The organism is Bacillus sp. HMSC036E02, assembly GCF_001836235.1.
GTDB lineage: Bacteria > Bacillota > Bacilli > Bacillales > Bacillaceae_G > Bacillus_A > Bacillus_A cereus.
In genome coordinates, this window is record NZ_KV827816.1 from 491815 (window position 1) to 513352 (window position 21538).

The following is a 21538-nucleotide window of genomic DNA, read 5'->3' on the forward strand; positions in this document are numbered from 1 at the left end:
GAAATCTACCCCTCTCCCCGTTACTTTGAACGTTTGTAAAATGGTGTTGGAACAACTACTGCTTTGACGCGTTTATTACGAATTTCAATTTCTACTTCTGTATCAACTGCTGCGTATTTTACATCAATTAGTGCTAAACCAATGCTTTTCTTTAACGTTGGAGATTGTGTACCACTCGTTACTTCCCCAATTTTTTCTTCACCAATAAATACAGGGTAATGCGTACGAGGAATTCCACGTTCGATTACTTCGATGCCGACTAATTTACGAGGCGCACCGTTTTCTTTTTGCTCTTTTAACGTTGCTTTTCCAAAGAAGTCTGCTTCTTTATTTGTTTTTACCGCAAAGCCAATTCCAGCCTCAATCGGTGTAATATCTTTTGATAATTCTTGTCCATAAAGTGGTAATGTTGCTTCGAATCGAAGTGTATCACGAGCACCTAAACCACATGCTTTTAAGCCCTCTTCTGCTCCAACTTCAAGAAGTTTCTCCCAAAGTTTTGCAGCATCTTCACTCTTACAGTAAATTTCGAATCCATCTTCACCTGTGTAACCTGTACGAGATACAAGTGCTGGAATTCCATCTACAAGAATATCGTTTTTAAATTTAAAGAACTTAATTTCTTTCAAATCTTCTGACACAACTTTTTGTAAAATGCCTTCTGCTTTTGGTCCTTGAATTGCAAGCTGTGCAACTTCACTAGAAACATTGACTACTGTCGCATCGCCAATTACATGACTTGCTAACCATTCGTAATCTTTCTCGATATTTGATGCATTGATTACTAATAAATAGTCTTCTTCACCACGTTTGTAGATTAATAAATCATCTACTGTACCACCATTTTCGTAGCACATAGCTGTATATTGTGCGCCCCCTACCTTTAAGGTAGATACGTCATTTGTAACAACACGTTGTAAAAATGCTAAACTATCTACACCTTTTACTTCAACTTCTCCCATATGAGACACATCGAACAAACCTGCAGCTGTACGTACAGCTTCGTGTTCTTCTTTAATGCTTGAAAATTGAACTGGTAATTCCCAACCACCGAAGTCGATTGTTTTTCCACCATACTTCGCGTATACATCAAATAACGGTGTACGTTGTAATGTAATCATGCTCTCTCCCCCTTATGCTTTGACAAATCAATAAAAGTTGCTTCCCTTTTCTAAACATTTTCATTCTGAAAAGATAGGATATACGGAATCTCATTATATTTTTTTATGAAAGCGTAAATAAAAAATCACTTTCTTGGATAAAATACGAAAGATTCCACACATTTCACACCATTATCCTAACATCATTCGCTATATTTCATCAATATTCTAGCATAAAAAATAATTTAGAATTTTTTATGTTAAAACACAATAAATACAGCTTTTGAGATTTAATACTTTATTATTGTCTATCATATAGCCTTTAATAACGATAATTATGCCTTCTTTTAAGGCAAATCATCATACATTAAAAAATAATTACTTTAGTTTATAAAAGGTGGGAGAGTTGTAATGAATGTCGATATTTCCGTAGATCGGACATGGCAAAACAATTTTTTAAATAGAATTGACGAAGATGGTCCTTGGACAAACTGGGATTTATATCACTTAGCTTATGAAACAGAAAAATCGTTACTTGTTCCTACTTTTGATGGACTACAAGCACCGAAACATTTATCCCATTTCACACCGCTTCCGCATCAATTAGAAGTCGCTCAAAATGTGATTGAACAAATGAACGGTAAAGCGATTCTAGCAGATGAAGTAGGCCTTGGAAAAACAATCGAAGCTGGACTTATTTTGAAAGAATACATGGTCCGCGGGCTTGTGAAAAAGGTACTTATACTTGTCCCAGCTTCTCTCGTATCACAATGGGCATACGAACTGAATACAAAGTTTTTCATTCCCGCTGTAGCACAAAAGAAAAGCTACTCATGGGAACAAGCTGACGTAATCGTATCATCAATTGATACTGCGAAACGTTCACCACATCGCGATATCGTGTTGAACTTGGAATATGACCTTATTATTATCGATGAAGCACATAAACTGAAAAATAATAAAACAAAAAACTATGAATTTGCACAACGATTAAAAAAGAAGTTTTGTTTATTACTAACCGCTACTCCTGTTCAAAATAAGATTGATGAAATTTTTAACCTTGTTTCTTTATTAAAACCAGGACATTTAGGCAATCAATCCAACTTTGAAGAATATTACGCTTCCAAAAATCGCTCAGCCGAATCAGATGAAGACTTAAAAGCTCTCATTAATAAAGTAATGGTGCGAAATAGACGACATAATACCGGTATCGATTGGCCGAAGAGACATGTACGTACAATTTTTGTTGAGTTTAATGAACAAGAACAAGCTCTATATAATGATATCGAAAATTGGCGAGGACAAGACGCCTTCACATCTGCTTTCTCATCGTTAACTTTAAAACGGGAAGCGTGTAGTAGTCGTGAGGCTGTTTACTATTCATTGAAAAAGCATGTAGAAAAAAGACAGAAAGAAAACGAACATTATATAAAAGATCCACATATCGATGTGCTAATGGACAAAATTAATCATATTCCTTTCAACTCAAAAGCAAATAAAGCTCTTGAGCTTATAAAAGAAATTGACGATAAAGTCGTTATCTTCACAGAATATCGAGCGTCACAAATGTACTTACAATGGTTTTTACAACAACACGGTATTTCTTCCGTTCCATTCCGCGGCGGGTTTAAACGCGGGAAGAAAGATTGGATGAAGGAGCTTTTCCAAAACCACGCACAAGTATTAATTGCAACTGAAGCTGGTGGTGAAGGGATTAACTTACAGTTTTGTAGCCATATGATCAATTATGATTTGCCATGGAATCCAATGCGTCTTGAGCAAAGAATCGGACGTATTCACCGTCTCGGTCAAAAAAATGATGTTCATATTTATAACTTAGCTACAAAGCATACTGTTGAAGAACATATTCTGAAACTGTTATATGAAAAAATCAACTTATTCGAGCGTGTTATCGGTGAACTCGATGAAATTTTAACGAGAATTAATATGAAAAACATCGACGCGCACATTCAAGAAATTTTCGCGCAATCAAAAAGCGAAGGTGAAATTAGAATTAAGATGGAAAACTTAACATCTATTATCGACTTTGCGAAACGAAATGAAGCTGAGGTGCAAGGCTATGCAGCAACATGAAATTCATAATTACTTATACAATTTCTTTGAGGCGAATAACTGTGAAATTTTAGAACGTTCTCCTCATTTATTAGATGTACAGTTAACAATTGAGATGGATAAATTATTAATGAATCGCCCTTTTTATTGGCACTATCTTGAGAAAACAGGAGGCGTACCGAATCCGATGCGCCTTACTCTTATTACAAATCCAGAAAATGAAGAAAATGATGGTGAGCTTATTCACTACGGTTCACCACGTCTACATCAAATTTTCCAAACGACAAAAGAATTAGGCTCATACATACGTTTATATGAGGATGTAAGACATAATGGAGCAACACATACACCGCTCCACCCTTGGCTCGGTATTAATATAAAAGTTTCCTATCAATGTGATCGAAAAAAAGACATCCTTCACTCGATTGGTATTCATCTCATTTCTGGAACAATGATGGCAAACTTTCATGAAACATTAACAAACATTAAACTTACACCAAAAATACCTGATTTTTGTTTTACGCTCTCGCCCATCATTAAACCTCAAAGTGGTTTACAACGCATAGAAGACGCTTTAAAAAATATAATTGCAGAAGATGACCATACGTGGGCAAAAGAAGCAAGAGTGCGTTGGAATCATGATTTAGACCTTTTAAACCGTTTTTATGAAGAAAGTGACGAACTTCCTGAGAGCTATGAAATTGAAAAACAAGCTCTGCAAGAACAGTATGAACCACGTATTACAGTGCAAATTATTAACGGTGGACTCTTTTATGTTACCGCGAATCATTTTCTATCAAAATAAAGCTCCTTCTGCTTTAGAAGGAGCTTTATTTCGAGTTATTCTCTATCCTCATTACGCTCTTGTTGTTTTTGCTTTGCCATGCGTTTTTGATACGCACGATCCTTCGCGCTCACATGATTTGCATCAGTTGGAAGATTTTCTTTCGAACGTCCAATTCCATTGCTCATCTTTCCCACTCCTTTTTACGTTTTTCAGAATACATGTTTATTTTCAGCTAGAGTTACAATCCTTATACAAAAAAATAAGAGCAGCCATTGGCCACTCTTACTCGCTCACATATTTTTGAAACATATCATGGATGCCTTTATTTACTAGGTTCGAGATCTGCTCGTCAGATTTATTCGGATAACGATCACGCAATCTGATAGATGCCTTCACCATTAAATTTTCTAATACAGAACGGCCACCTTCTCCATAAATAATTTCAGCATATTTAACAAGCCTTCCATCCTCTACTGTTGCTGGATTATGATTGAAGAAAAATTTACTCATTGTCTCCACCTCTCTCTTTTGATAACGTTTACATTTATATAGATTATTTATGTTATTTATTTCACAATATTGTATGCATGTATATTTAATTAGTTTCATTATAAAGCAACATATCGATAGTAAATATGTGATTTTCCGTCCATTTTGTGAACAAATTAAAAATGAAAGCGTTTCCTTTATTATATACTAAAAAAACTTACTACGCTAGGGGCAATTTTTTTCAATCTACTCCCCCCTCGAAAATTGATATATTTTTTCTTTTCCCATTAAACCTTATACAATTTTCAGAAATTATATTATAAAATATATGTATGACTTAAGGAGGCTTTGTATGAATCAAAATAAAAAAGCTATATTAGATCTTGTCTTTTATCTCGTAATCCCATTCCTCATTTGGAAATTTGCAAAACCTTATATCGATCCTTATTACGCGATGTTACTTTCCTCTGTTCCGGGGATTATTTATACACTGTATACCTTTAAAAAAGAAAAACAGTTTAACGTGACAGGGTTCTTTATTTTAATTACACTCATTTCTAATACCACGGTAGATTTATTATCTGGGTCAGCTGAACGAATGTTGTGGAATGATGCATATTATCACATCGTACTCGGTATTATCGTCATATGTACAATTTTTATAAAGAAACCACTTATGTTATATTTCGCTGCGGATATTGCCGCACTGCAAGGCCATGACCGTGATAAAAGTCGTGAACTGTATCGTGATAGTCGTATTTATCCAGCACTACAATATTTAACGCTATTTTTCGGTCTACAATTCATATTAAAAAGCTTCTTAAAAATTTATTTCATCTCTGTTTTCGGTGTAGATGGCTATGGTGAAATGAGAGCGATTATGACCGCTGTTGGATGGGGCATTTCCATTTGTATCGGAATTGGATTTGTTTGGGTAAATAATAAAATACATGCCGTTACGGAAGAACAAGAATCCGTGCAGTAAATAAAAATCCCCTAGTGTAATACGACACTAGGGGATTTTTGGTTTGCTAAACATATGACTAAAATTTAACTTGATTTTTTTCTTTTACTTTTTACATTTCGGTAAAACAAAGCAGCACTCAGCGGCATAACACCAAACCACTTATTCATAAATGGCTCTTTTTCAGCACGGCGTTGTTCTTTCTTTTGTTTTCGATTTTCTTTTGGAGCATCCATATACGACACAAACTGCTGCGTCACAAAGCGAACATAATCATTAGTAGACATATTATCATCACCTCTACTTGATTAGTATGTCCACTTTTTTATACATTAATCTTTTCCTTTAATTCATTCATAATTTGCTTTACAGACTTATTTGTCGTATCGATATGAATATGAGCCTCTTCATAATAAGCTCGGCGTGATTCAAATTTCTTTACGAATGCATCTATATCTTTCTTTTGAAATAGTGGACGTGTCGTATCTTCACGAAGCCTTTCTGCAATTACATGCGGATCACAATATAAATACACGACAGTTCCGCTCTCTTTCATCCACTTGCGATTTTCCGCTCGTTCAATAATTCCCCCACCAGTTGTAATAATAACATTATGGACTGGTAGCGCACGTAACATTTCGCTTTCATATTCCCGAAAAGCCATTTCGCCTTCTTCGGCAAAAATTTTTCGAATTGCCTTCTCTTGCTTCTCTTCGATTTTTTGATCAGTATCTACAACATCCATTTGAAGTTCTTTACTTAACGCTTTTCCAATTGTTGTTTTCCCTGCTCCCATGTAGCCGGTTATGTATATAGATTTCATTTCTTGTCCTCTCAATCGTCATTTATTAATTGTTATTATAACGAAAGATGCTACTTTGTTTAATAAAAAAACGTTTTGTTCTTATACTATGAAGAACAAAACGTAACACTCGCTTTTACTTATAAGTGCCTCTTCTCACCCACTGCGTTGCAATCCATTTCTCGCCTTTCGTTACAGGTGCCCCTCCGTGTAACGTAAGCTCGTTTAATGATTGATCTTGATAAAAATACTCAAAGTATACTGCCATTCCCTTTCTAGGGTGTACAGAAAGATTTAATTTTGGGAAGTACGTTTCTCCGCCTTCTTCTACATCATTTAAATACATTACAAGCGTACTAATACGATTGTTAGCAGCTGATCTACTATGTTCCGCAAAATAATCATAGTGTGCTTTATATTGTTGATCCACTTCATAATTTAAAATGTGCAATCCTTCTCCGTGCGCCACCGGAACATTCATGATAGATGAAATTCGTTTTTCAATCTTTGAAGTAAGTTCATTGTCTTCCAAAAATGCACCGCTACTTGTTCGAATATCATTTACATCACGTGATGAACCAATTTTAGAACGCTCCATTTTATTTTTAGACATTTCAATCAATTCATCACACTCTTCATCACTTAGTACATTTGCTAATACGACAATAAGAGGTTCTTCGAATTTTGAAATAATGTGTATTTCTCTATCTTCTGTCATAATCGTATTTCCTTTATGATCAAAAATAGTTTGTTCCTTATTTTCACCTATTTGATTGTTGTTTGTCATTTCCCTATTCTCCCTAAAAATAATGATTGGATAGCATGAATATATCATATTCTTTCTACCTTTCTCTTTTTTGAGAAAATTTAAACTTTTGATCATTATATTTGTCCATTTCTTCTAAAAAATCAATTCAATTTACAATAGGAAATCCTGGTTTATCTATATATATATTTTACATATTATCCTTCTATCCAATCGACTATTTTCCCATCCTTTTTTCTATACCGAAAACTCACCGTATAGAAAGCTTCCTGTTTGAGTGTACACTGCAAAGCAACGAGAATTAAATCATTTTCAAAGACATAATTTCCACTCGCTTCTCCCTTTTCATACTGAAAGAAAAACGTACCTTCTTTTTCTTTTTGCTGTAAGTCTTTTTTTATATCTGTAATAGATCGGTTAAGTAATTCATCCAATAAAAATTTTTGTTCTATTCCTATATAAAAATTTTTATCTGTAAACAACATATTTGTTTCGTATATAAAAAAAGAAGTTAATAAAATAAGAAAGATAATCGTTCCAGGCATTGTAAATCCCTTTTGCTTTCTCATACGTTTATTCCTATTTCGCTATATCGCATAACTACACCTTCATATATTTTCCCACTAGTATCTTTCACATTTATAATGAGTACATGAGGTGTTAGTTTGTAAGAAACCGTTCCAATATTTTGTAAAACAACTTCCCTCCCGCGCCTATCTACCTTTCTTATAAGACGACTATTCTCTTTTTCATACGATACTTCACTCCCATTACGCGATCGGAATTGTAAAATACTTTCTCCATTTTCAAATGCTAGCTGTTCTCCAGATGATACTTCACGAAACTCCAATTGCATTTGCCCTAAATACACATCCCACTCCCAATCATTTAACCCTTTCGACTGTTTATTTTCCATTTCAATGAAATGTAGGCGGGGAAAGAGCAAAAAAAATATTGATAATAGAAACAGACATACAATCATTTCTATTAATGAAAAACCAAATTCTAATTTATTTTTTCTCCTACATAAAAGCATTGTTCCATCATTCTGTCTTTCACATCTTTCCACATGGTACAAACTTCATTGCCTCCCCAATATGTGTAATACCCAATTCCATTTATTTTCTTTTCTATTATTCGCTTTTCTTCATTTCCATACATATATATAGCTGCTTCTTTTTTTAATAATCCAGTTGCCTTATAACGAATTTGTATATTTTTTCTTTCTTGCATAACTAATACTGTTTGCGGTAGTAGTAACGATACAGCCATCATTAAAACACTTAACGATACAATCATTTCAGCCATTATGGATCCTTTTTGACATTTCACGATACGTAAATCTCCCTCTTCCAAGCTGAAATACAATTTCATATTTATAATTTCTATACGAAATTATAATCGTACCACCTCTATTAATATTTCCACTTGGGTTATATGTCATCGGATTTGGAAACGTATGCAAATCAATTTGTATATCTTCTTCATACTCTCGCTTGACGATATAATACTTTGTACCTGACTCTTTTATAGCATACATATTTCTATCTTTATGCCAACGTAATGTGTAGTGCTTTTGATGGTTTATCGCTAATTGCTGCATATACAAAATATCATTTGAAAACTGTCTCAAAAATTGTTCAACTTTTTGTCGCTCGTATAAGGAATGAACACTAAAATACGTAACTATACTTAATACAGAAATAACAAATAAAACGAGTAACATTTCTAAAAAAGTAAACCCTTGTTGTTTCACAATGCCCTAATTGATACTGTGCCATCATCTGATATATGAATAGATTCGCCATTCGGACACTTATCAGTTGTAATATACTTTTCATCTGCCAGTTCTTTTAACGATGGAATTTTATTATGTTGTAATTGATATACTTGTATTTGCGCTTCTATAGATTTCACGTAAGCTGCACACCCTTTTCCTTGGACCGATGAACGCTGTGTAACTACATTTGGAATAATTAATAGTAATAATATAGTTATGACAACCATTACTAATAGCATCTCTAACAGAGTAAATCCTTCCTCATTCTGCATACAAATGCCCCCTAAATAGAATTCATCATTTGAAACATCGGCATAATCATCGCTAAATACATAAGGACAACGATTCCTCCAATACATGTAAATAAAATAGGCTGAATGATAACTAACATATGTTTAATTTTTCGTTCCATCTTTTCCATAATAAGATCGCTATAGTCACCTAATTCAATCCCTAAATTGCCATTTGCTTGTCCATGCGTAATAACATAAGAAAGTTCTTTCTCGTAATACCCACTTTTAGCAATGATAGATTGTAACTGTTCTCCTCCAATTAATTGTCTTTCAATCCGATTCGCTTCATATTGAAAGAACGGATGATATCTTTGCTCCATCATTATTGTTAAAGCTTCGCATACTGATAGTCCACCATTTAATAAACCACTCAACTGAGTAGCAAAATAATGTGAATGCTTTAAAATAAGAAATGTTTTGATGAGAGGAATACGAAGCATGATTTTTACCTGTCTAATATGTGGAAGTTTCCTAAAATACAACATGTATAAACTACATCCAATAATAACAGTTAAAATAGCGGTTAAAATAATGTATGGTAGCAGTTTTATTGCACTTAAAATTTGTTCTGTAAGTAGTGGTGTATTAGAACCGAACGAACTATAAACCATTTCAACCTGAGGTAATAAAATGAGGTTAAAAATAAAAAGCATGATTAGTAGAAAAAACATCAAGAACATAGGATACTGCATTATTTTCATCATGTCTTTCCTATACTTATCTTTCTTATAAAGAAGTGCACTTCCTTGTTGCAAAGCAAAAGAAATATCACCATGTTGCTCGGCATAAAATAGATAACTTAACATGTCCTGATGAAACTTTAACTGATGAAAAGAATCGTGTAGACTTTTCCCATCTTTTAACCCCTCAATCATGCGCTGCAATTGTACTTTCTTTTCTACAGGTAATTGAAACTGTAAAAATTCTAATGCTTGTAAAAGAGAGTAGCCTTTTTCTAATAATTCTCCTAAACGTTTCAACAATACTACTTGATCACTTAAACTCCAAGTTTTCTTAAACATAAACATCTTCTTCTAAAAAACCTAAAGCATATCCTTTTCGTATTGACGATTCTAAAGTCTCATGTTTGTAAGTAACACATTCTCCATCTGCTTCTTTAAGTGCTTGTTTTAACTCATGTCCATATAGTAGCTCATAAATGCTTGCTTGCCTTACTTGCCTCATTGATTTACATAAAGTTGAGCACTTTCCTCTGCAAAACGGACACTTCAATTCGACAAGTCGCTGTGCAGCTACAGCCAATAAAGACTGTTCAATCTCTTGCCTCGTTATACCATAATCCATGAAACGAATGATTGCTCCTTTCGCATCATTCGTATGCAGCGTTGTCATTACTAAATGTCCTGTCAAACTTGCCCTTATAGCTATTTTTGCTGTTTCCTCATCCCGGATTTCACCGACTAAAATAATATCTGGATCATGACGTAAAATAGCCTTTAATCCTGTTTCATATGTGAGACCCGCTTTTTCATTTATTTGAATTTGTAATACATCGTCACTTCTTTTTTCAACCGGATCTTCAAGTGTAATGATGCGACGTGTTTTCTTTTTTCTAATTACTTCTAATAATGCATACATTGTCGTCGTCTTCCCAGATCCAGTCGGTCCAGTAAATACGAGTAGCCCCTGTGAATAGCGTAAAAACGAGAGTAGTTTTGCTGCCGTACTTGAAAATAACGAAAGATGTGATAAGGGCTGAACAGATGCTTGTAAATGAAGGCGAATAACGAGACTTTCTTGATATACTGTTGGAAGTGTTGAAAGGCGTAAATACACTTCTTGTCCATCAATTTGCAAATACAACGAACCATTCTGTGGCTTCCGTTTCTCTCCTATGTCCATAGATGCTAAAAATTTGAAATGTGAGACAAGTTTTTCTCCAAACTCCTTTTCAATACACTGTCTCGTCATTAAATCTTTTCCTATACGTAGTTGCACTGCTACATCCTTCTGCCGGGGCACAATATGTAAATCTGACGCTTGTACCCTACACGCTTCTTTTAAAATTGTATTCGCAAAAATTTCAATCCCATTCATTACTTTTCCCTCCTCACTATGTATATAGCATGAAAACATTCGCAATAAAAATTTGGACTTTTGTATTTTCAATAGAGGAAAAAGGAAAAATATGTTTGTGAAATTATGAACAATTTCCGAATTATTGTCTGAAATTACCTATACTCATGTTTATCTGTATTATAATGTTATTATCTTGGATAAAGTGATAAAGGTGGAGATCCTCATGGAACAAGCTTTAAAAATTACAGGTGTATTATCTGACCCAACTCGTTATTACATTTATAAATATATTTCGCAAAAACATAGTTACGTAACGGTACAAGAAATTGCAGATGAATTCGATATTCATCCAAACGTAGCGCGTTTACATTTATCTAAATTAGAAGATGTTCATATGCTAAAATCGGAAACGAAGAAAACTGGAAAAGGCGGACGACCGAGCAGATTGTATGTCTTATCTGAAGATGTTATCCAATTACAATTTCCATTCCGTGATTATCAATTGTTAGCAAGAATCGCATTTAATTCTTTACTTAGCCTTGGCGCTGCTGGTGAGAAAGCGCTATACGAAACAGGAAAACAATTCGGAGCTGAATTAATGCAACAACATATGCAACGTTTAAATGTGAGTGAAGATGCTTTAACAGTGGAACAAAAAGTTCAAATTGCAAAAGAAGCTTTCTCAACAGCTGGCTTATCACCTGCATTTGAATTAAGTGCAGATGGAACAAAAATTTTCTATGATGTACACAATTGTCCATTTAAAGAAGTTGCTGTTCATCATCCAACTGAAATTTGTAACATGCACGGAGATATGATGAAAGGAATTTTTGAAATCCTATTCCCTAACATGGAATTAACTCGAAATGATAGTCTATTAGATGGATGTAAATCTTGTAATTATAAACTAACAATTTAATTTCTCATATAAAAAGAAGCCAATAATAATTGGCTTCTTTTTATATGAATGAATATTTACAATAGTAAGAAAAATAAACTATAATGAGGTGAGGTTTACTTTTTTTAGAAAAGGAGGGAGATGGCATGGAGCGCATGTTTCGCGTTCTCGGCTTTTGGACTGGAATTTTCTCGGTTATGTTTTACGTAGGGGATATGCAACAGACCGCACTACTATTTTTAGGACAAACAGGTTTCTTCGTACTTTTAAGCTATTTAAAATTAACAGAGCGTATGTATATATACGTATTTGGGGCATATTTAACTGTTTTCTTCATAGGATTTACATACTACACGACGTTTTTACTTGTCCCTGGGGCTGGACATTAAAAGATGGCATTTTGCCATCTTTTTTTAATTCCGGAATTTCCTAGTTGACTTATAGGTTTTATTGCCTTATATTCTATATAACAGATTGGAATTAGGGGGAATCAACATGAATACACTGCTTGTCGGAATTAACGTTGCAGTCATGCTCATTTTAGTTGGCGTATTATATTATATGCAACGTAAGCATGTATCTTTTAATAAACGTGTATTTACTGCTTTAGGAGTCGGAATTATATTCGGTCTTATATTACAATTTATTTATGAACCAACTTCTAAAATAATTATTGAATCAAATACTTGGTTTGGCTTAATCGGTAACGGTTATGTGAAATTACTTCAAATGATCGTTATGCCACTTATTTTAGTATCTATTATTTCAGCCTTTACAAAATTACAGTTAACGAAAAACCTTGGTAAAATCAGTGGTCTTATTATCGGAATTTTAATTCTTACTACAGGAATCGCTGCAGCTGTCGGTATCGCTGCAAGTGCAGGATTTGATGTATCTGCAGCAGGCTTGCAACAAGGTGATGCAGAATCTGCTCGTCTGAAACTAGTTGAAGAAAGATTTACTTCTATTGAAAAGACAACAATTCCAGATAAATTATTAGAGCTATTGCCTACAAATCCGTTTCTTGATTTAACAGGCGCTCGTCCAACATCAACAATTTCTGTCGTAATATTTGCAGCCTTTATCGGCATTGCCTTTATAGGTGTAAAACGAAAATATCCAGAACAAGCAGAACTATTTAAGAAAATGCTTGATGCTGTATATGCAATCGTAATGCGTATGGTAACATTAATTTTACGCCTTACTCCATACGGCGTATTAGCTCTTATGGCAAAAACAGTTGCTGGTAGCGATATAAATGCTATTTTAAAGCTTGGTAACTTCGTGTTAGCCTCTTATGTAGCACTTATCGTAATGTTTATCATTCACTTATTATTAATTGCATTGTCTGGTTTAAATCCAATTCAATATTTGAAAAAAGTGTTCCCTGTACTAACTTTTGCATTCACATCTCGCTCTAGTGCTGGTGCGATGCCATTAAATATTGAAGCTCAAAAAGAAAAGCTTGGTATTTCCGAAGGAATTGCAAACTTCGCAGCTTCATTTGGGGTATCTATCGGACAAAACGGTTGCGCAGGTATTTATCCAGCAATGCTTGCAATGATGGTCGCTCCAACTGTAGGAATTGATCCATTACAACCACAATTTATTTTAACTTTAATCGCTGTTGTTGCTATTAGCTCATTCGGTGTTGCCGGAGTTGGTGGCGGTGCAACATTCGCAGCTTTAATCGTACTATCTACAATGAACTTACCAATCGGTATTGTTGCTCTAGTTATCTCGGTTGAGCCATTAATCGATATGGGTCGTACAGCTCTTAACGTAAGTGGTTCTATGACAGCAGGTCTTATTTCAAGTAAATGGCTTGGTGAATTAAATCAAGATACGTACAATCAAGATGATACAAAAACTGGTGAAATTGCTTCATAATGAAAAAAAGACGCTAACATACAATTGTTAGCGTCTTTTTTATTCCGTTCCCTCTTTATAGATTTTATCTTGAGAATTCTTACTCCAAGTATTCTTCTAGTTGCTCTTTTAACTCCTCCTCAATCTCATAACAAGATTCATCAACAAGTTCCCCTACTTTCTTACTCCCAAAAATGTTTGATTGAATTGACATTCCTAAAAAGATTTTTTCGCATTTCCAAATTGGAATATAGTGAAATTCAATCATCTCTTTTTCTTCATCTAATATAGCTATGGCAACTGATGAATAATAACCCACCTCAAAGGGATTCTCTTTTTCTCTTGCAAATCCCATATCTAATTCCATGTGTTTTTCTATGTATAAATCGCATACTCTTTATGCAGTTTAAGTGATATTCGCTCTATTTCCTTCTCCATACATTGAATGTTCTCTTTTAACTCCAACGTAAACTCCTGTTCTTTATATTTCATTTTCGCCTCCTGAAACATAGAAAAAGAGAATATGATAACATATCCTCTTTCCTCAAATATATTTCATTATCTCACAGCCCGTCCTTTTCACAAATAACCATTTTGTTCGCACCATTTATGAAATTGTCCTACGTCTACTCCAACTAACACGATATCCTTTAGCTCTACATCAATGATTTGTTCTCCAATTACAATAGCAAACTGCGATGCTAATTTTGTCTCGTTTTTCTTTACAATTCCAATTCGGTTCCGATGCGGTCCATCTTTTATATATGCTTTTTGTCCTACAATATCAAAGTTCAAAATTCTCACCTCTTTTACTGCGCTCAAATTGGAAATACGATCTCCACCTCGGAAAATTTCCTTTCATTGCACTATTTCTCTATATATATGACGAAACAATAAAAGAGTCCTTCCTTCTTTACAATTATTTTTTCTTTGTTTCATTTTTGTGATTGAAACGTAAAGTTTATAATAAAATACACTTGGAAGCGCTTTCTATGTAATTTTTTATGTTATAATATATAAGTAGAACTTCGTAAAGAGGGTTAAAAAATGAATACAAAAATGATTAAAAAAGTAATTGAAGCATTAAAAGTATATGGCTTTCAGGATGTATCATTCTGTGACAAAACGAAGCAATTTTTATTTCATAACGAAACCGATATTATGAGCGGCTATGCAGAAATAACATATAGTAGTCAATTTGAAAAATTCAACGTACAAATTCATCCAATTGAAACGCATCACCAAGCAGAGTTACAAGAGATTGAAAGACATATACAAGCTTGTATAAGAAAAGTGGAATATTTAAACGCACTTCTTACCGGGCAAACAAAACTAGATGATAAAATTATTATTATGTAAAAAAAGAACGTGATCCAATCACGTTCTTTTTTCATTATACGTTCATCTTTTCCTTTAGTTGTAATCCTGTAACAGATTCTAATACATCCATCGATTCTCCAAATGTCATATCAAAAATTGTCTTGTCCTCTATGTATGGAAACTGTCTGAAACGCTTTTCTAACACCTTCACAGCATCTGATGTAAAGTTTGCACTATCAATGCCAAATTCTGTTTCAAGAAGAACGATCCAATCTAGCACATGAAAACCTAATCCATTGACGAATGAAATAAGTTTTTCTTCTGGATTTGAAGATAAGAATACTTGGCGTTCCATCTCACTAAAAAGTTCTTCTCCTAAGATTTCAGCTAACTCATCATCATGTTCACGTTCAACAAGTTCTTCGTAGCCGTAATCATCCACAAGCTCTTCTACTTCTTCACTATCCTGACAAAGCAATTGACTAAGAAGTGCCTCTTTCTTAAATTCACTATTTTGTGCGACTTCTAAAAAGCTCGTTTCCCATCCATTTTCTAATTTCATATTATGTACTCCTTTATATACGTTTCTTATCATCACTGTACCCAAAAGATCACTTTTATAACCTTTTAGGTAGTTACTATTATTTCACATGATTCATAACAAAAGATGCAAACTCAGCTACATCTCCTTCAAAAATATTTATTTCTGGCAAGTGATAGAACGTTGTTTGGAGCGGGTTTCCTGCATGATATACATATATCGTTTTCTCTAGTGCAATCGCCATTCCAAACTCTGTATGGCTCCCGTTTCCACCATCTAATATAAGTAAAAATACATCCGCTTCTTTTACAGCATTTCGTTCTGCCTGACCAATTTCTCTTAATTGTTCTTCATTCGCTGCTCTTTCGTTTTTGGTCCAATCATATGTATGGTGCCATCCTGCATGTTTCAGTTCATTTGCTACGGAATGTACAAGATGTTTATTTTGGAAACCTGAGGCGATATAAAAATTCATTTATATACACTCCTTCATTGTGTATGGGGAAACTCCTTTTTAGCGTTATTTGTTATAGCTACAATAAAGAACAACTTCAAAAAAAATCCCCATCTTTAAAACTTATTTGCGTTTAAATGATGGGATGCTTCATGGTCTTCTTTTATTTTTTGTTTTTTATAACTTTCATCAGCTAACATTTCTAGTTCAGCTGTTATCTCTGACTTTTCAAGCTCTCTTTCTTGCAAAAATTTCCTTGAAATATAAACAATAACACTACCAACGTACAACACAAAGCATATAATAAGTGCAGTATTTTCATAGAGACTTAGCTCCAACACAGTCACTCCTAATCCATTCGTATTTTCACGCCTCATTAATTGGAATTTCCCTATTAACCCATTTGTTATCCCGCTATTTGAGGGCAGTAAGACTACCTCCTCAAAATTTAGTAACAGTAAAGAAGTTAGATGTGGGATGAACCCAACTGATTAAAGTTTCACTTTATTGTAACATAAAAATATCAATTCTTGGAATCTTTCACCCTACTAAAAGAGGCATGATTGTTTCATCATGCCTCTGAAATATTTTGAATGATTGTTTTAATTGCTTCTTTTCCATTATATTTTTTTAGTGCTGTTTTATACTTCTCATTATTTTGATTCAATTCTTCGACATACTTTATAAGAGATTTTACAGTTACATCTTCTTCATATAATACGGAGGCATACCCTTGCCTTTCAAAGGACTCTGCATTTAATATTTGATCTCCACGGCTTGCAAATTTCGATAATGGAATTAAAACCATCGGCTTTTGTAATGTTAAAAATTCAAAAATTGCGTTGGAGCCCGCGCGTGAAATAACAAAATCTGTTACCGCTAATATATCTGGCAGTTCTCCATGTACATATTCAAATTGTCTATATCCTTCTTTATTTTGTAAACTTTCATCAAGGTTACCTTTTCCGCAAAGGTGAACAATTTGATATTTTTTAAGAAGTTCTGGTAATGCTTCTCGAGCCGTATCATTAATTTTTTTCGCGCCCAAGCTGCCTCCCATAATCGTAATAACTGGCTTTTTACGTGAAAAACCTAAAAACGCTAAACCTTTTTCACGATTTCCCTTCAGCACTTCTTCACGTACAGGAGATCCCGTATATATTACTTTTTCTTTCGGTAAATGTTTCGCTGCTTCTTCAAATGTAACAAATATTTTCGAAGCAAAACGAAGCGCAATTTTATTTGCTAGTCCTGGTGTCATATCAGATTCATGTAATAAAACTGGTACTCTATTTAGCCATCCTCCAATTACGACTGGTACAGATACGAAACCGCCTTTTGAAAAAATCACATCTGGTTTTAGTTTTCGAATCCTTACATACGCATCCATAACACCCTTCATTACAAGAAAAGGATCTTTTATATTTTTCAAATCAAAATAACGACGTAGCTTTCCACTCGAAATACTATAGTAGGGAATGCCTTCCTTTTCTATAATCGTTTTCTCAATACCTTGATGAGAACCAATATAAGAGATATCCCAGTTGTCTTCCTGTAAATATGGGATAATGGCTAAATTAGGTGTTACATGTCCTGCCGAACCGCCACCTGTAAAGACTATTTTCTTCATACGTCTCCCCCTTCTAGACTATAATACACTAAAATATCTTGCCTCAGGGTGAGAAAATACCATAGCCGTTACGGACGCTTCTGGCTCCATCATGAATCCTTCTGTTAATGAAATACCTATTTCCTCTGGATGAATTAAGCGAAATAGCTTTTCTTGATCTGCAAGTTCTGGACACGCCGGATAACCAAATGACACTCGTATTCCTCTATATTTCGTACGGAAACGTTCTTCCATCGTCAGTTCAGGTGAGTCCGGAATGCCCCAGCGGTCACGAATGAGCATATGTGTTTTTTCAGCAAGTCCTTCCGCTAATTCAAGCGCTAACGATTGAATGGCATGACTACGTAAGTAATCACCTTTCGCCTTCCACTCTTCAGCAATGTCCCGAACTCCTTCCCCAACCGTAACAGATAAGAAAGCAACATAGTCCATCTCATCTCCTATTGGGCGCAAATAATCACCTAAAGTACGATAGGGAGCCTTTCCTTGTCTAGGGAATGTGAAACGCTCTATAACACGCGTATAATCTTCTGGATCATATATTACAATGTTTTGTCCGTCGCTTTGCGCTGGGAAAAATTGATACACTGCTTTCGGCTTTAACCAAGATTGTCCTTCCTGCAATAATTCATCTATTAAATCATTTAATTCATGTGCTCTCTTATCTCCCTCTTTCAAAAGCTTCTTCACATTTCCTTTTAATCCAAGGTGATGCCCAAGTAGCATTTGTCTATTTAAAAATGGAGCGAGATGAAGGGCCGGAATATCGCGTAATACAATTCGTTTTGTTGAATCAGGCACGATAACTTCAGCCTTCGGTAATGGCTCAATTACTGCTGGAATTTCTACTTTCTTCTCCTCTTTTTTTACGATATGAAGATGACGTTCTTTTTTATCCTGTTTCATCTTCTCACGCTCTTCTTCTTTTTGAAGCTTATTAATAATATCGAGCCCCGTCATCGCATCACTCGCATAACAAACGAGCCCTTTATATGATGGTGAAATCCGATTATCTGTAAACTTTCTCGTTAACGCTGCACCACCTACAACAATGGGAACATCAATATTTGCTGCTTTTAAATCTTCAGCAGTCGTTACCATTTGTTGCGCTGATTTTACTAATAAACCGGAAAGGCCTATAATATCCGGCTTCTTTTCTTGTACTTCTTGAACAATTCGATCCGAACGTACATTAATTCCTAAATTAATAATCTCATATCCGTTATTTGCTAAAATAATTTCAACGAGATTTTTCCCAATATCATGCACGTCACCTTTTACAGTTGCTAATAATACTTTCCCTTTTTTCGCACTATCACTAGATTCCATATGTGGCTCTAAATAGCTTACAGCAGCTTTCATACTTTCAGCACTTTGCAATACTTCAGCAACAATAAGTTCATTATTATTAAATAGTCGTCCTACCTCATCCATCCCTGTCATAAGCGGACCGTTAATAATATCAAGAGGTTTTCTTCCTTCTTCAAGCGCAAGACTTAAATCCTCGTGTAATCCTTGTTTCGTACCTTCTACAATATAATTTGCTAGTCTTTCATCAAGCGTTAACGTTTCTTGCACAACGATATCTTTCTTTTTAGCAACTCGGTAAAAGTTTGTAAATTCTTCTAACGTCTCTTTCGTCGTTTCAAACAGTAGTGCATCTGCAAGGCGTTTTTCTTCCTCTGGAATCGACGCATAGCGTTCTAATTTTTCCGTATTCACAATCGCATAATCTAACCCTGCTTTCGTAGCATGATATAAAAAGACTGAATTTAATACCTCACGTCCAGCCGGTGGTAAACCAAATGATATGTTACTTACCCCTAAAATCGTTAAACACTCTGGTAACGCTTCTTTAATAAGGCGAATTCCTTCTATAGTCGCTGCTGCTGAACCAATATATTCTTCATCACCTGTCCCTACCGGAAACACAAGTGCATCAAAAATAATATCTGACGGGCGTATCCCATACTTCTTTGTAAGTAATTCATAGCTTCTTTTCGCAATTTCTATCTTTCGCTCCGCACTAACCGCCATACCGTCTTCATCAATTGTTCCTACAACTATAGCAGCACCATACTTCTGAAGAAGCGGTGTCACTTTTTTAAATCGTTCTTCTCCATCTTCTAAATTAATTGAATTAATAACAGCTTTTCCTTGAATATAAGTAAGAGCTCGCTCCATCACATTTTCATCTGTTGAATCAATCATAATCGGTACTTTTAAAACTTTCGTAACTTCTGCTAAGAAGTTTTCCATATCTTCTATTTCATCGCGATCAGGATCTGCCATACAAATATCAATAATATGAGCATTTTTCTTCACTTGCGCTCTTGCCACTTCAGCAGCCTCTTCAAATTTCCCTTCTGCTACTAATCGTTTAAATTTACGTGACCCAATAACATTCGTTCTTTCACCTACAAATAACGGTCTCATAGACTCATCATATTGCAGTGCTTCTAATCCACTAATTCCATGTCCTTCTCTCTCATGATGGTTACGAGGCTTAAGAGATGCTAGCGCGGATTTCATTGCTTTTATATGTTCTGGTGTCGTGCCACAACAACCACCAATAATATTAACCCATCCTTCTTCAGCAAATCGCTTCACCTTTTCAGCAAGAGAAGATGGAGATTCATGGTAATGTCCATCTTCATCAGGAAGACCTGCATTTGGATAACAAGAAATGTAACACTCCGATAAATCAGATAGTGAACGAATATGGTCCCTCATAAACTCCGGACCAGTCGCACAGTTTAACCCAACAGATAATGGTTTCATATGTTCTACTGATAAATAAAAAGCTTCAATTGTTTGCCCAGCCAGAGTCGTTCCCATTGGCTCAATCGTACCTGAAATCATAATAGGAACCGTTTTTTTCAGTTCTTCAAAAGCAGCTTGAATTCCAATATAAGCTGCTTTCACGTTACGCATATCTTGACTCGTCTCAACGAGTAATACATCAACTTCTCCTTTTAATAATCCTCGTGCCTGCCTTGTATAAGCTTCAATCAATTCTTCAAAAGTCACACCACCAGTAACACTAATTGCTTTCGTTGTTGGTCCCATCGCTCCCGCAACATATACTTCATTCCCGCTTTCTTTAACAGCTTGCTTCGCCAAAAGTGCTGCCTTTTCATTTAGTTCTTCATCTAAATGAGACAGCTCATAATCACTTAGTACAATATTCGTTGCCCCAAATGTATTTGTTTCAATAATATCCGCTCCAGCTTCAATATAAGCTTTATGAATCTTTAAAATAACGTCTGGTCTTGTTTCCACTAAATATTCATTACAGCCCTCGTACTCTTCTCCTCCGAAATCTTCAGCAGTTAAATCCTCTTGCTGAATCATTGTCCCCATTGCACCATCTAATATTAAAATGCTATTTTTCAATTTTTCTTCTATACACTTCATCAATTAATACCTTCTTTCACTTCTTGCTTTTCTCTTACATATTTAACAAGATGTTCTGTAATTTCATACTTTAAAAATGGTGTAATAAGATAAATACCATTAAAATATTTCATCGCTGCGTCGACCAATTCTTGTGAAATGCGAATCCCTTCCTCAATTGCTGCCTCTTTCGTTTCATGTCCATCCATTCTCTCTCTTATTTCTTCAGGAAGAGTAATACCCGGCACCTCAAAATGAAGAAAATCTGCATTCCGCTTACTTACTAACGGCATAATTCCAATAAAAATAGGTTGTTCCAAATGCTTTGTCGCTTCA

At 34.8% G+C, this 21538-nt stretch carries 27 protein-coding genes and 2 pseudogenes; 8 read left to right on the forward strand and 21 right to left on the reverse strand.

From position 1 onward, the window contains the following. Positions 1-20 precede the first annotated feature (20 nt). Entirely contained in the window at positions 21-1121 is a 1101-nt protein-coding gene (gcvT, locus tag HMPREF2590_RS06985; RefSeq protein ID WP_000631769.1) for a glycine cleavage system aminomethyltransferase GcvT, read from the reverse strand. A gap of 390 nt (positions 1122-1511) precedes the next feature. Between gcvT and HMPREF2590_RS06990 the strand changes: the two genes are divergently transcribed. Together HMPREF2590_RS06990 and HMPREF2590_RS06995 are read left to right on the forward strand one after the other, a co-directional pair. Next, positions 1512-3194 (forward strand): DEAD/DEAH box helicase, encoded by a 1683-nt coding sequence (locus HMPREF2590_RS06990; RefSeq protein WP_001100037.1) that lies wholly within the window; start codon positions 1512-1514, stop codon positions 3192-3194. Beyond that, positions 3181-3978, forward strand: coding sequence for a YqhG family protein (locus tag HMPREF2590_RS06995; RefSeq protein WP_001183964.1), 798 nt, complete (start codon positions 3181-3183; stop codon positions 3976-3978). Before HMPREF2590_RS06990 ends, HMPREF2590_RS06995 begins: the two co-directional genes overlap by 14 nt. 35 nt (positions 3979-4013) lie before the next feature. Here the strand turns inward: HMPREF2590_RS06995 and HMPREF2590_RS30645 are convergent, their stop codons facing one another. Together HMPREF2590_RS30645 and HMPREF2590_RS07005 are read right to left on the reverse strand one after the other, a co-directional pair. Then, a complete protein-coding gene (locus HMPREF2590_RS30645) occupies positions 4014-4145 on the reverse strand; it encodes a hypothetical protein (RefSeq protein ID WP_000064668.1) in 132 nt (43 codons plus the stop codon). Positions 4146-4242: 97 nt separating this feature from the next. Then, positions 4243-4470 (reverse strand): hypothetical protein, encoded by a 228-nt coding sequence (locus HMPREF2590_RS07005; protein WP_000032702.1) that lies wholly within the window; start codon positions 4468-4470, stop codon positions 4243-4245. A gap of 73 nt (positions 4471-4543) precedes the next feature. On the opposite strand from HMPREF2590_RS07005, the gene HMPREF2590_RS28610 reads away from it, so the two are divergent. Further along, a complete protein-coding gene (locus HMPREF2590_RS28610; protein WP_001987222.1) occupies positions 4544-4660 on the forward strand; it encodes a hypothetical protein in 117 nt (38 codons plus the stop codon). A gap of 141 nt (positions 4661-4801) precedes the next feature. Then, entirely contained in the window at positions 4802-5434 is a 633-nt protein-coding gene (locus HMPREF2590_RS07010; protein WP_001073111.1) for a VC0807 family protein, read from the forward strand. Between the two features lie 65 nt (positions 5435-5499). On the opposite strand, the gene HMPREF2590_RS07015 is transcribed toward HMPREF2590_RS07010, so the two are convergent. The 10 genes from HMPREF2590_RS07015 to comGA form a co-directional block, all read right to left on the reverse strand. Continuing rightward, positions 5500-5700 (reverse strand): YqzE family protein, encoded by a 201-nt coding sequence (locus HMPREF2590_RS07015; RefSeq protein WP_000106087.1) that lies wholly within the window; start codon positions 5698-5700, stop codon positions 5500-5502. 38 nt (positions 5701-5738) lie between these two features. Continuing rightward, positions 5739-6236, reverse strand: a complete 498-nt coding sequence (locus HMPREF2590_RS07020; protein ID WP_000836651.1) for a shikimate kinase — start codon at positions 6234-6236, stop codon at positions 5739-5741. A 115-nt stretch (positions 6237-6351) separates the two neighbouring features. Further along, positions 6352-7002 (reverse strand): 2OG-Fe(II) oxygenase, encoded by a 651-nt coding sequence (locus tag HMPREF2590_RS07025; RefSeq protein ID WP_000183860.1) that lies wholly within the window; start codon positions 7000-7002, stop codon positions 6352-6354. Between the two features lie 176 nt (positions 7003-7178). Then, on the reverse strand, positions 7179-7550 hold the full coding sequence (comGG, locus tag HMPREF2590_RS07030) for a competence type IV pilus minor pilin ComGG (protein ID WP_001231273.1): 372 nt from the start codon (positions 7548-7550) through the stop codon (positions 7179-7181). Then, positions 7547-8017 carry a competence type IV pilus minor pilin ComGF gene (gene comGF, locus HMPREF2590_RS07035; RefSeq protein WP_000923098.1) on the reverse strand — a complete coding sequence of 157 codons (471 nt, stop codon included), beginning with the start codon at positions 8015-8017 and terminating at the stop codon, positions 7547-7549. Before comGF ends, comGG begins: the two co-directional genes overlap by 4 nt. Then, a complete protein-coding gene (locus HMPREF2590_RS07040) occupies positions 7987-8289 on the reverse strand; it encodes a competence protein ComG (protein WP_070861376.1) in 303 nt (100 codons plus the stop codon). The genes comGF and HMPREF2590_RS07040 overlap by 31 nt, the downstream gene beginning before the upstream one ends. After that, a complete protein-coding gene (gene comGD / locus HMPREF2590_RS07045) occupies positions 8282-8737 on the reverse strand; it encodes a competence type IV pilus minor pilin ComGD (RefSeq protein ID WP_000813142.1) in 456 nt (151 codons plus the stop codon). The genes HMPREF2590_RS07040 and comGD overlap by 8 nt, the downstream gene beginning before the upstream one ends. Continuing rightward, a complete protein-coding gene (gene comGC / locus HMPREF2590_RS07050) occupies positions 8734-9033 on the reverse strand; it encodes a competence type IV pilus major pilin ComGC (protein WP_001178686.1) in 300 nt (99 codons plus the stop codon). The genes comGD and comGC overlap by 4 nt, the downstream gene beginning before the upstream one ends. Before the next feature lie 11 nt (positions 9034-9044). Further along, entirely contained in the window at positions 9045-10076 is a 1032-nt protein-coding gene (gene comGB, locus HMPREF2590_RS07055) for a competence type IV pilus assembly protein ComGB (RefSeq protein WP_000475184.1), read from the reverse strand. Continuing rightward, on the reverse strand, positions 10069-11112 hold the full coding sequence (comGA, locus tag HMPREF2590_RS07060; protein ID WP_070861378.1) for a competence type IV pilus ATPase ComGA: 1044 nt from the start codon (positions 11110-11112) through the stop codon (positions 10069-10071). The genes comGB and comGA overlap by 8 nt, the downstream gene beginning before the upstream one ends. 205 nt (positions 11113-11317) lie before the next feature. On the opposite strand from comGA, the gene HMPREF2590_RS07065 reads away from it, so the two are divergent. The 3 genes from HMPREF2590_RS07065 (at position 11318) to HMPREF2590_RS07075 (ending at position 13882) form a co-directional block, all read left to right on the forward strand. Next, a complete protein-coding gene (locus tag HMPREF2590_RS07065) occupies positions 11318-12013 on the forward strand; it encodes a helix-turn-helix transcriptional regulator (RefSeq protein WP_000434125.1) in 696 nt (231 codons plus the stop codon). Positions 12014-12138: 125 nt separating this feature from the next. After that, on the forward strand, positions 12139-12381 hold the full coding sequence (locus HMPREF2590_RS07070) for a DUF2626 domain-containing protein (protein ID WP_000440721.1): 243 nt from the start codon (positions 12139-12141) through the stop codon (positions 12379-12381). A gap of 106 nt (positions 12382-12487) precedes the next feature. Next, positions 12488-13882, forward strand: a complete 1395-nt coding sequence (locus HMPREF2590_RS07075) for an L-cystine transporter (RefSeq protein WP_001094332.1) — start codon at positions 12488-12490, stop codon at positions 13880-13882. Positions 13883-13961: 79 nt separating this feature from the next. On the opposite strand, the pseudogene HMPREF2590_RS07080 reads toward HMPREF2590_RS07075, so the two are convergent. Next, positions 13962-14353: pseudogene (locus HMPREF2590_RS07080) on the reverse strand (hypothetical protein). Between the two features lie 87 nt (positions 14354-14440). Then, positions 14441-14656 carry a DUF3912 family protein gene (locus HMPREF2590_RS07085; protein ID WP_001008326.1) on the reverse strand — a complete coding sequence of 72 codons (216 nt, stop codon included), beginning with the start codon at positions 14654-14656 and terminating at the stop codon, positions 14441-14443. Positions 14657-14908: 252 nt separating this feature from the next. On the opposite strand from HMPREF2590_RS07085, the gene HMPREF2590_RS07090 reads away from it, so the two are divergent. After that, a complete protein-coding gene (locus HMPREF2590_RS07090; protein ID WP_001093237.1) occupies positions 14909-15220 on the forward strand; it encodes a hypothetical protein in 312 nt (103 codons plus the stop codon). Between the two features lie 34 nt (positions 15221-15254). Here the strand turns inward: HMPREF2590_RS07090 and HMPREF2590_RS07095 are convergent, their stop codons facing one another. From HMPREF2590_RS07095 to HMPREF2590_RS07120, 6 genes and pseudogenes are all read right to left on the reverse strand, one after another. Beyond that, positions 15255-15743, reverse strand: a complete 489-nt coding sequence (locus HMPREF2590_RS07095; protein WP_000764237.1) for a hypothetical protein — start codon at positions 15741-15743, stop codon at positions 15255-15257. Between the two features lie 79 nt (positions 15744-15822). Further along, positions 15823-16197, reverse strand: a complete 375-nt coding sequence (locus HMPREF2590_RS07100) for a nucleoside 2-deoxyribosyltransferase (protein ID WP_001012333.1) — start codon at positions 16195-16197, stop codon at positions 15823-15825. A gap of 95 nt (positions 16198-16292) precedes the next feature. After that, entirely contained in the window at positions 16293-16553 is a 261-nt protein-coding gene (locus HMPREF2590_RS07105; protein ID WP_001250698.1) for a DUF3966 domain-containing protein, read from the reverse strand. Between the two features lie 194 nt (positions 16554-16747). Continuing rightward, positions 16748-17806: an undecaprenyldiphospho-muramoylpentapeptide beta-N-acetylglucosaminyltransferase gene (gene murG, locus HMPREF2590_RS07110; protein ID WP_000724777.1), complete on the reverse strand. Its 1059-nt coding sequence runs from the start codon at positions 17804-17806 to the stop codon at positions 16748-16750. An 18-nt stretch (positions 17807-17824) separates the two neighbouring features. Continuing rightward, positions 17825-21223 carry a methionine synthase gene (gene metH, locus HMPREF2590_RS07115; protein ID WP_000649686.1) on the reverse strand — a complete coding sequence of 1133 codons (3399 nt, stop codon included), beginning with the start codon at positions 21221-21223 and terminating at the stop codon, positions 17825-17827. Beyond that, positions 21223-21538 (reverse strand): annotated as a pseudogene (locus HMPREF2590_RS07120) (bifunctional homocysteine S-methyltransferase/methylenetetrahydrofolate reductase); the annotation flags it as partial. The gene metH and the pseudogene HMPREF2590_RS07120, both read right to left, overlap by 1 nt.

Bases quoted from the DNA above. Each gene is read 5' to 3' on its own strand.
- gcvT (WP_000631769.1), bottom strand. From the start codon at position 1,121: ATGATTACATTACAACGTACACCGTTATTTGATGTATACGCGAAGTAT.
- HMPREF2590_RS06990 (WP_001100037.1), top strand. From the start codon at position 1,512: ATGAATGTCGATATTTCCGTAGATCGGACATGGCAAAACAATTTTTTA.
- HMPREF2590_RS06995 (WP_001183964.1), top strand. From the start codon at position 3,181: ATGCAGCAACATGAAATTCATAATTACTTATACAATTTCTTTGAGGCG.
- HMPREF2590_RS30645 (WP_000064668.1), bottom strand. From the start codon at position 4,145: ATGAGCAATGGAATTGGACGTTCGAAAGAAAATCTTCCAACTGATGCA.
- HMPREF2590_RS07005 (WP_000032702.1), bottom strand. From the start codon at position 4,470: ATGAGTAAATTTTTCTTCAATCATAATCCAGCAACAGTAGAGGATGGA.
- HMPREF2590_RS28610 (WP_001987222.1), top strand. From the start codon at position 4,544: ATGCATGTATATTTAATTAGTTTCATTATAAAGCAACATATCGATAGT.
- HMPREF2590_RS07010 (WP_001073111.1), top strand. From the start codon at position 4,802: ATGAATCAAAATAAAAAAGCTATATTAGATCTTGTCTTTTATCTCGTA.
- HMPREF2590_RS07015 (WP_000106087.1), bottom strand. From the start codon at position 5,700: ATGTCTACTAATGATTATGTTCGCTTTGTGACGCAGCAGTTTGTGTCG.
- HMPREF2590_RS07020 (WP_000836651.1), bottom strand. From the start codon at position 6,236: ATGAAATCTATATACATAACCGGCTACATGGGAGCAGGGAAAACAACA.
- HMPREF2590_RS07025 (WP_000183860.1), bottom strand. From the start codon at position 7,002: ATGACAAACAACAATCAAATAGGTGAAAATAAGGAACAAACTATTTTT.
- comGG (WP_001231273.1), bottom strand. From the start codon at position 7,550: ATGAGAAAGCAAAAGGGATTTACAATGCCTGGAACGATTATCTTTCTT.
- comGF (WP_000923098.1), bottom strand. From the start codon at position 8,017: ATGCTTTTATGTAGGAGAAAAAATAAATTAGAATTTGGTTTTTCATTA.
- HMPREF2590_RS07040 (WP_070861376.1), bottom strand. From the start codon at position 8,289: ATGGCTGAAATGATTGTATCGTTAAGTGTTTTAATGATGGCTGTATCG.
- comGC (WP_001178686.1), bottom strand. From the start codon at position 9,033: ATGCAGAATGAGGAAGGATTTACTCTGTTAGAGATGCTATTAGTAATG.
- comGB (WP_000475184.1), bottom strand. From the start codon at position 10,076: ATGTTTAAGAAAACTTGGAGTTTAAGTGATCAAGTAGTATTGTTGAAA.
- comGA (WP_070861378.1), bottom strand. From the start codon at position 11,112: ATGAATGGGATTGAAATTTTTGCGAATACAATTTTAAAAGAAGCGTGT.
- HMPREF2590_RS07065 (WP_000434125.1), top strand. From the start codon at position 11,318: ATGGAACAAGCTTTAAAAATTACAGGTGTATTATCTGACCCAACTCGT.
- HMPREF2590_RS07070 (WP_000440721.1), top strand. From the start codon at position 12,139: ATGGAGCGCATGTTTCGCGTTCTCGGCTTTTGGACTGGAATTTTCTCG.
- HMPREF2590_RS07075 (WP_001094332.1), top strand. From the start codon at position 12,488: ATGAATACACTGCTTGTCGGAATTAACGTTGCAGTCATGCTCATTTTA.
- HMPREF2590_RS07090 (WP_001093237.1), top strand. From the start codon at position 14,909: ATGAATACAAAAATGATTAAAAAAGTAATTGAAGCATTAAAAGTATAT.
- HMPREF2590_RS07095 (WP_000764237.1), bottom strand. From the start codon at position 15,743: ATGAAATTAGAAAATGGATGGGAAACGAGCTTTTTAGAAGTCGCACAA.
- HMPREF2590_RS07100 (WP_001012333.1), bottom strand. From the start codon at position 16,197: ATGAATTTTTATATCGCCTCAGGTTTCCAAAATAAACATCTTGTACAT.
- HMPREF2590_RS07105 (WP_001250698.1), bottom strand. From the start codon at position 16,553: ATGAGGCGTGAAAATACGAATGGATTAGGAGTGACTGTGTTGGAGCTA.
- murG (WP_000724777.1), bottom strand. From the start codon at position 17,806: ATGAAGAAAATAGTCTTTACAGGTGGCGGTTCGGCAGGACATGTAACA.
- metH (WP_000649686.1), bottom strand. From the start codon at position 21,223: ATGAAGTGTATAGAAGAAAAATTGAAAAATAGCATTTTAATATTAGAT.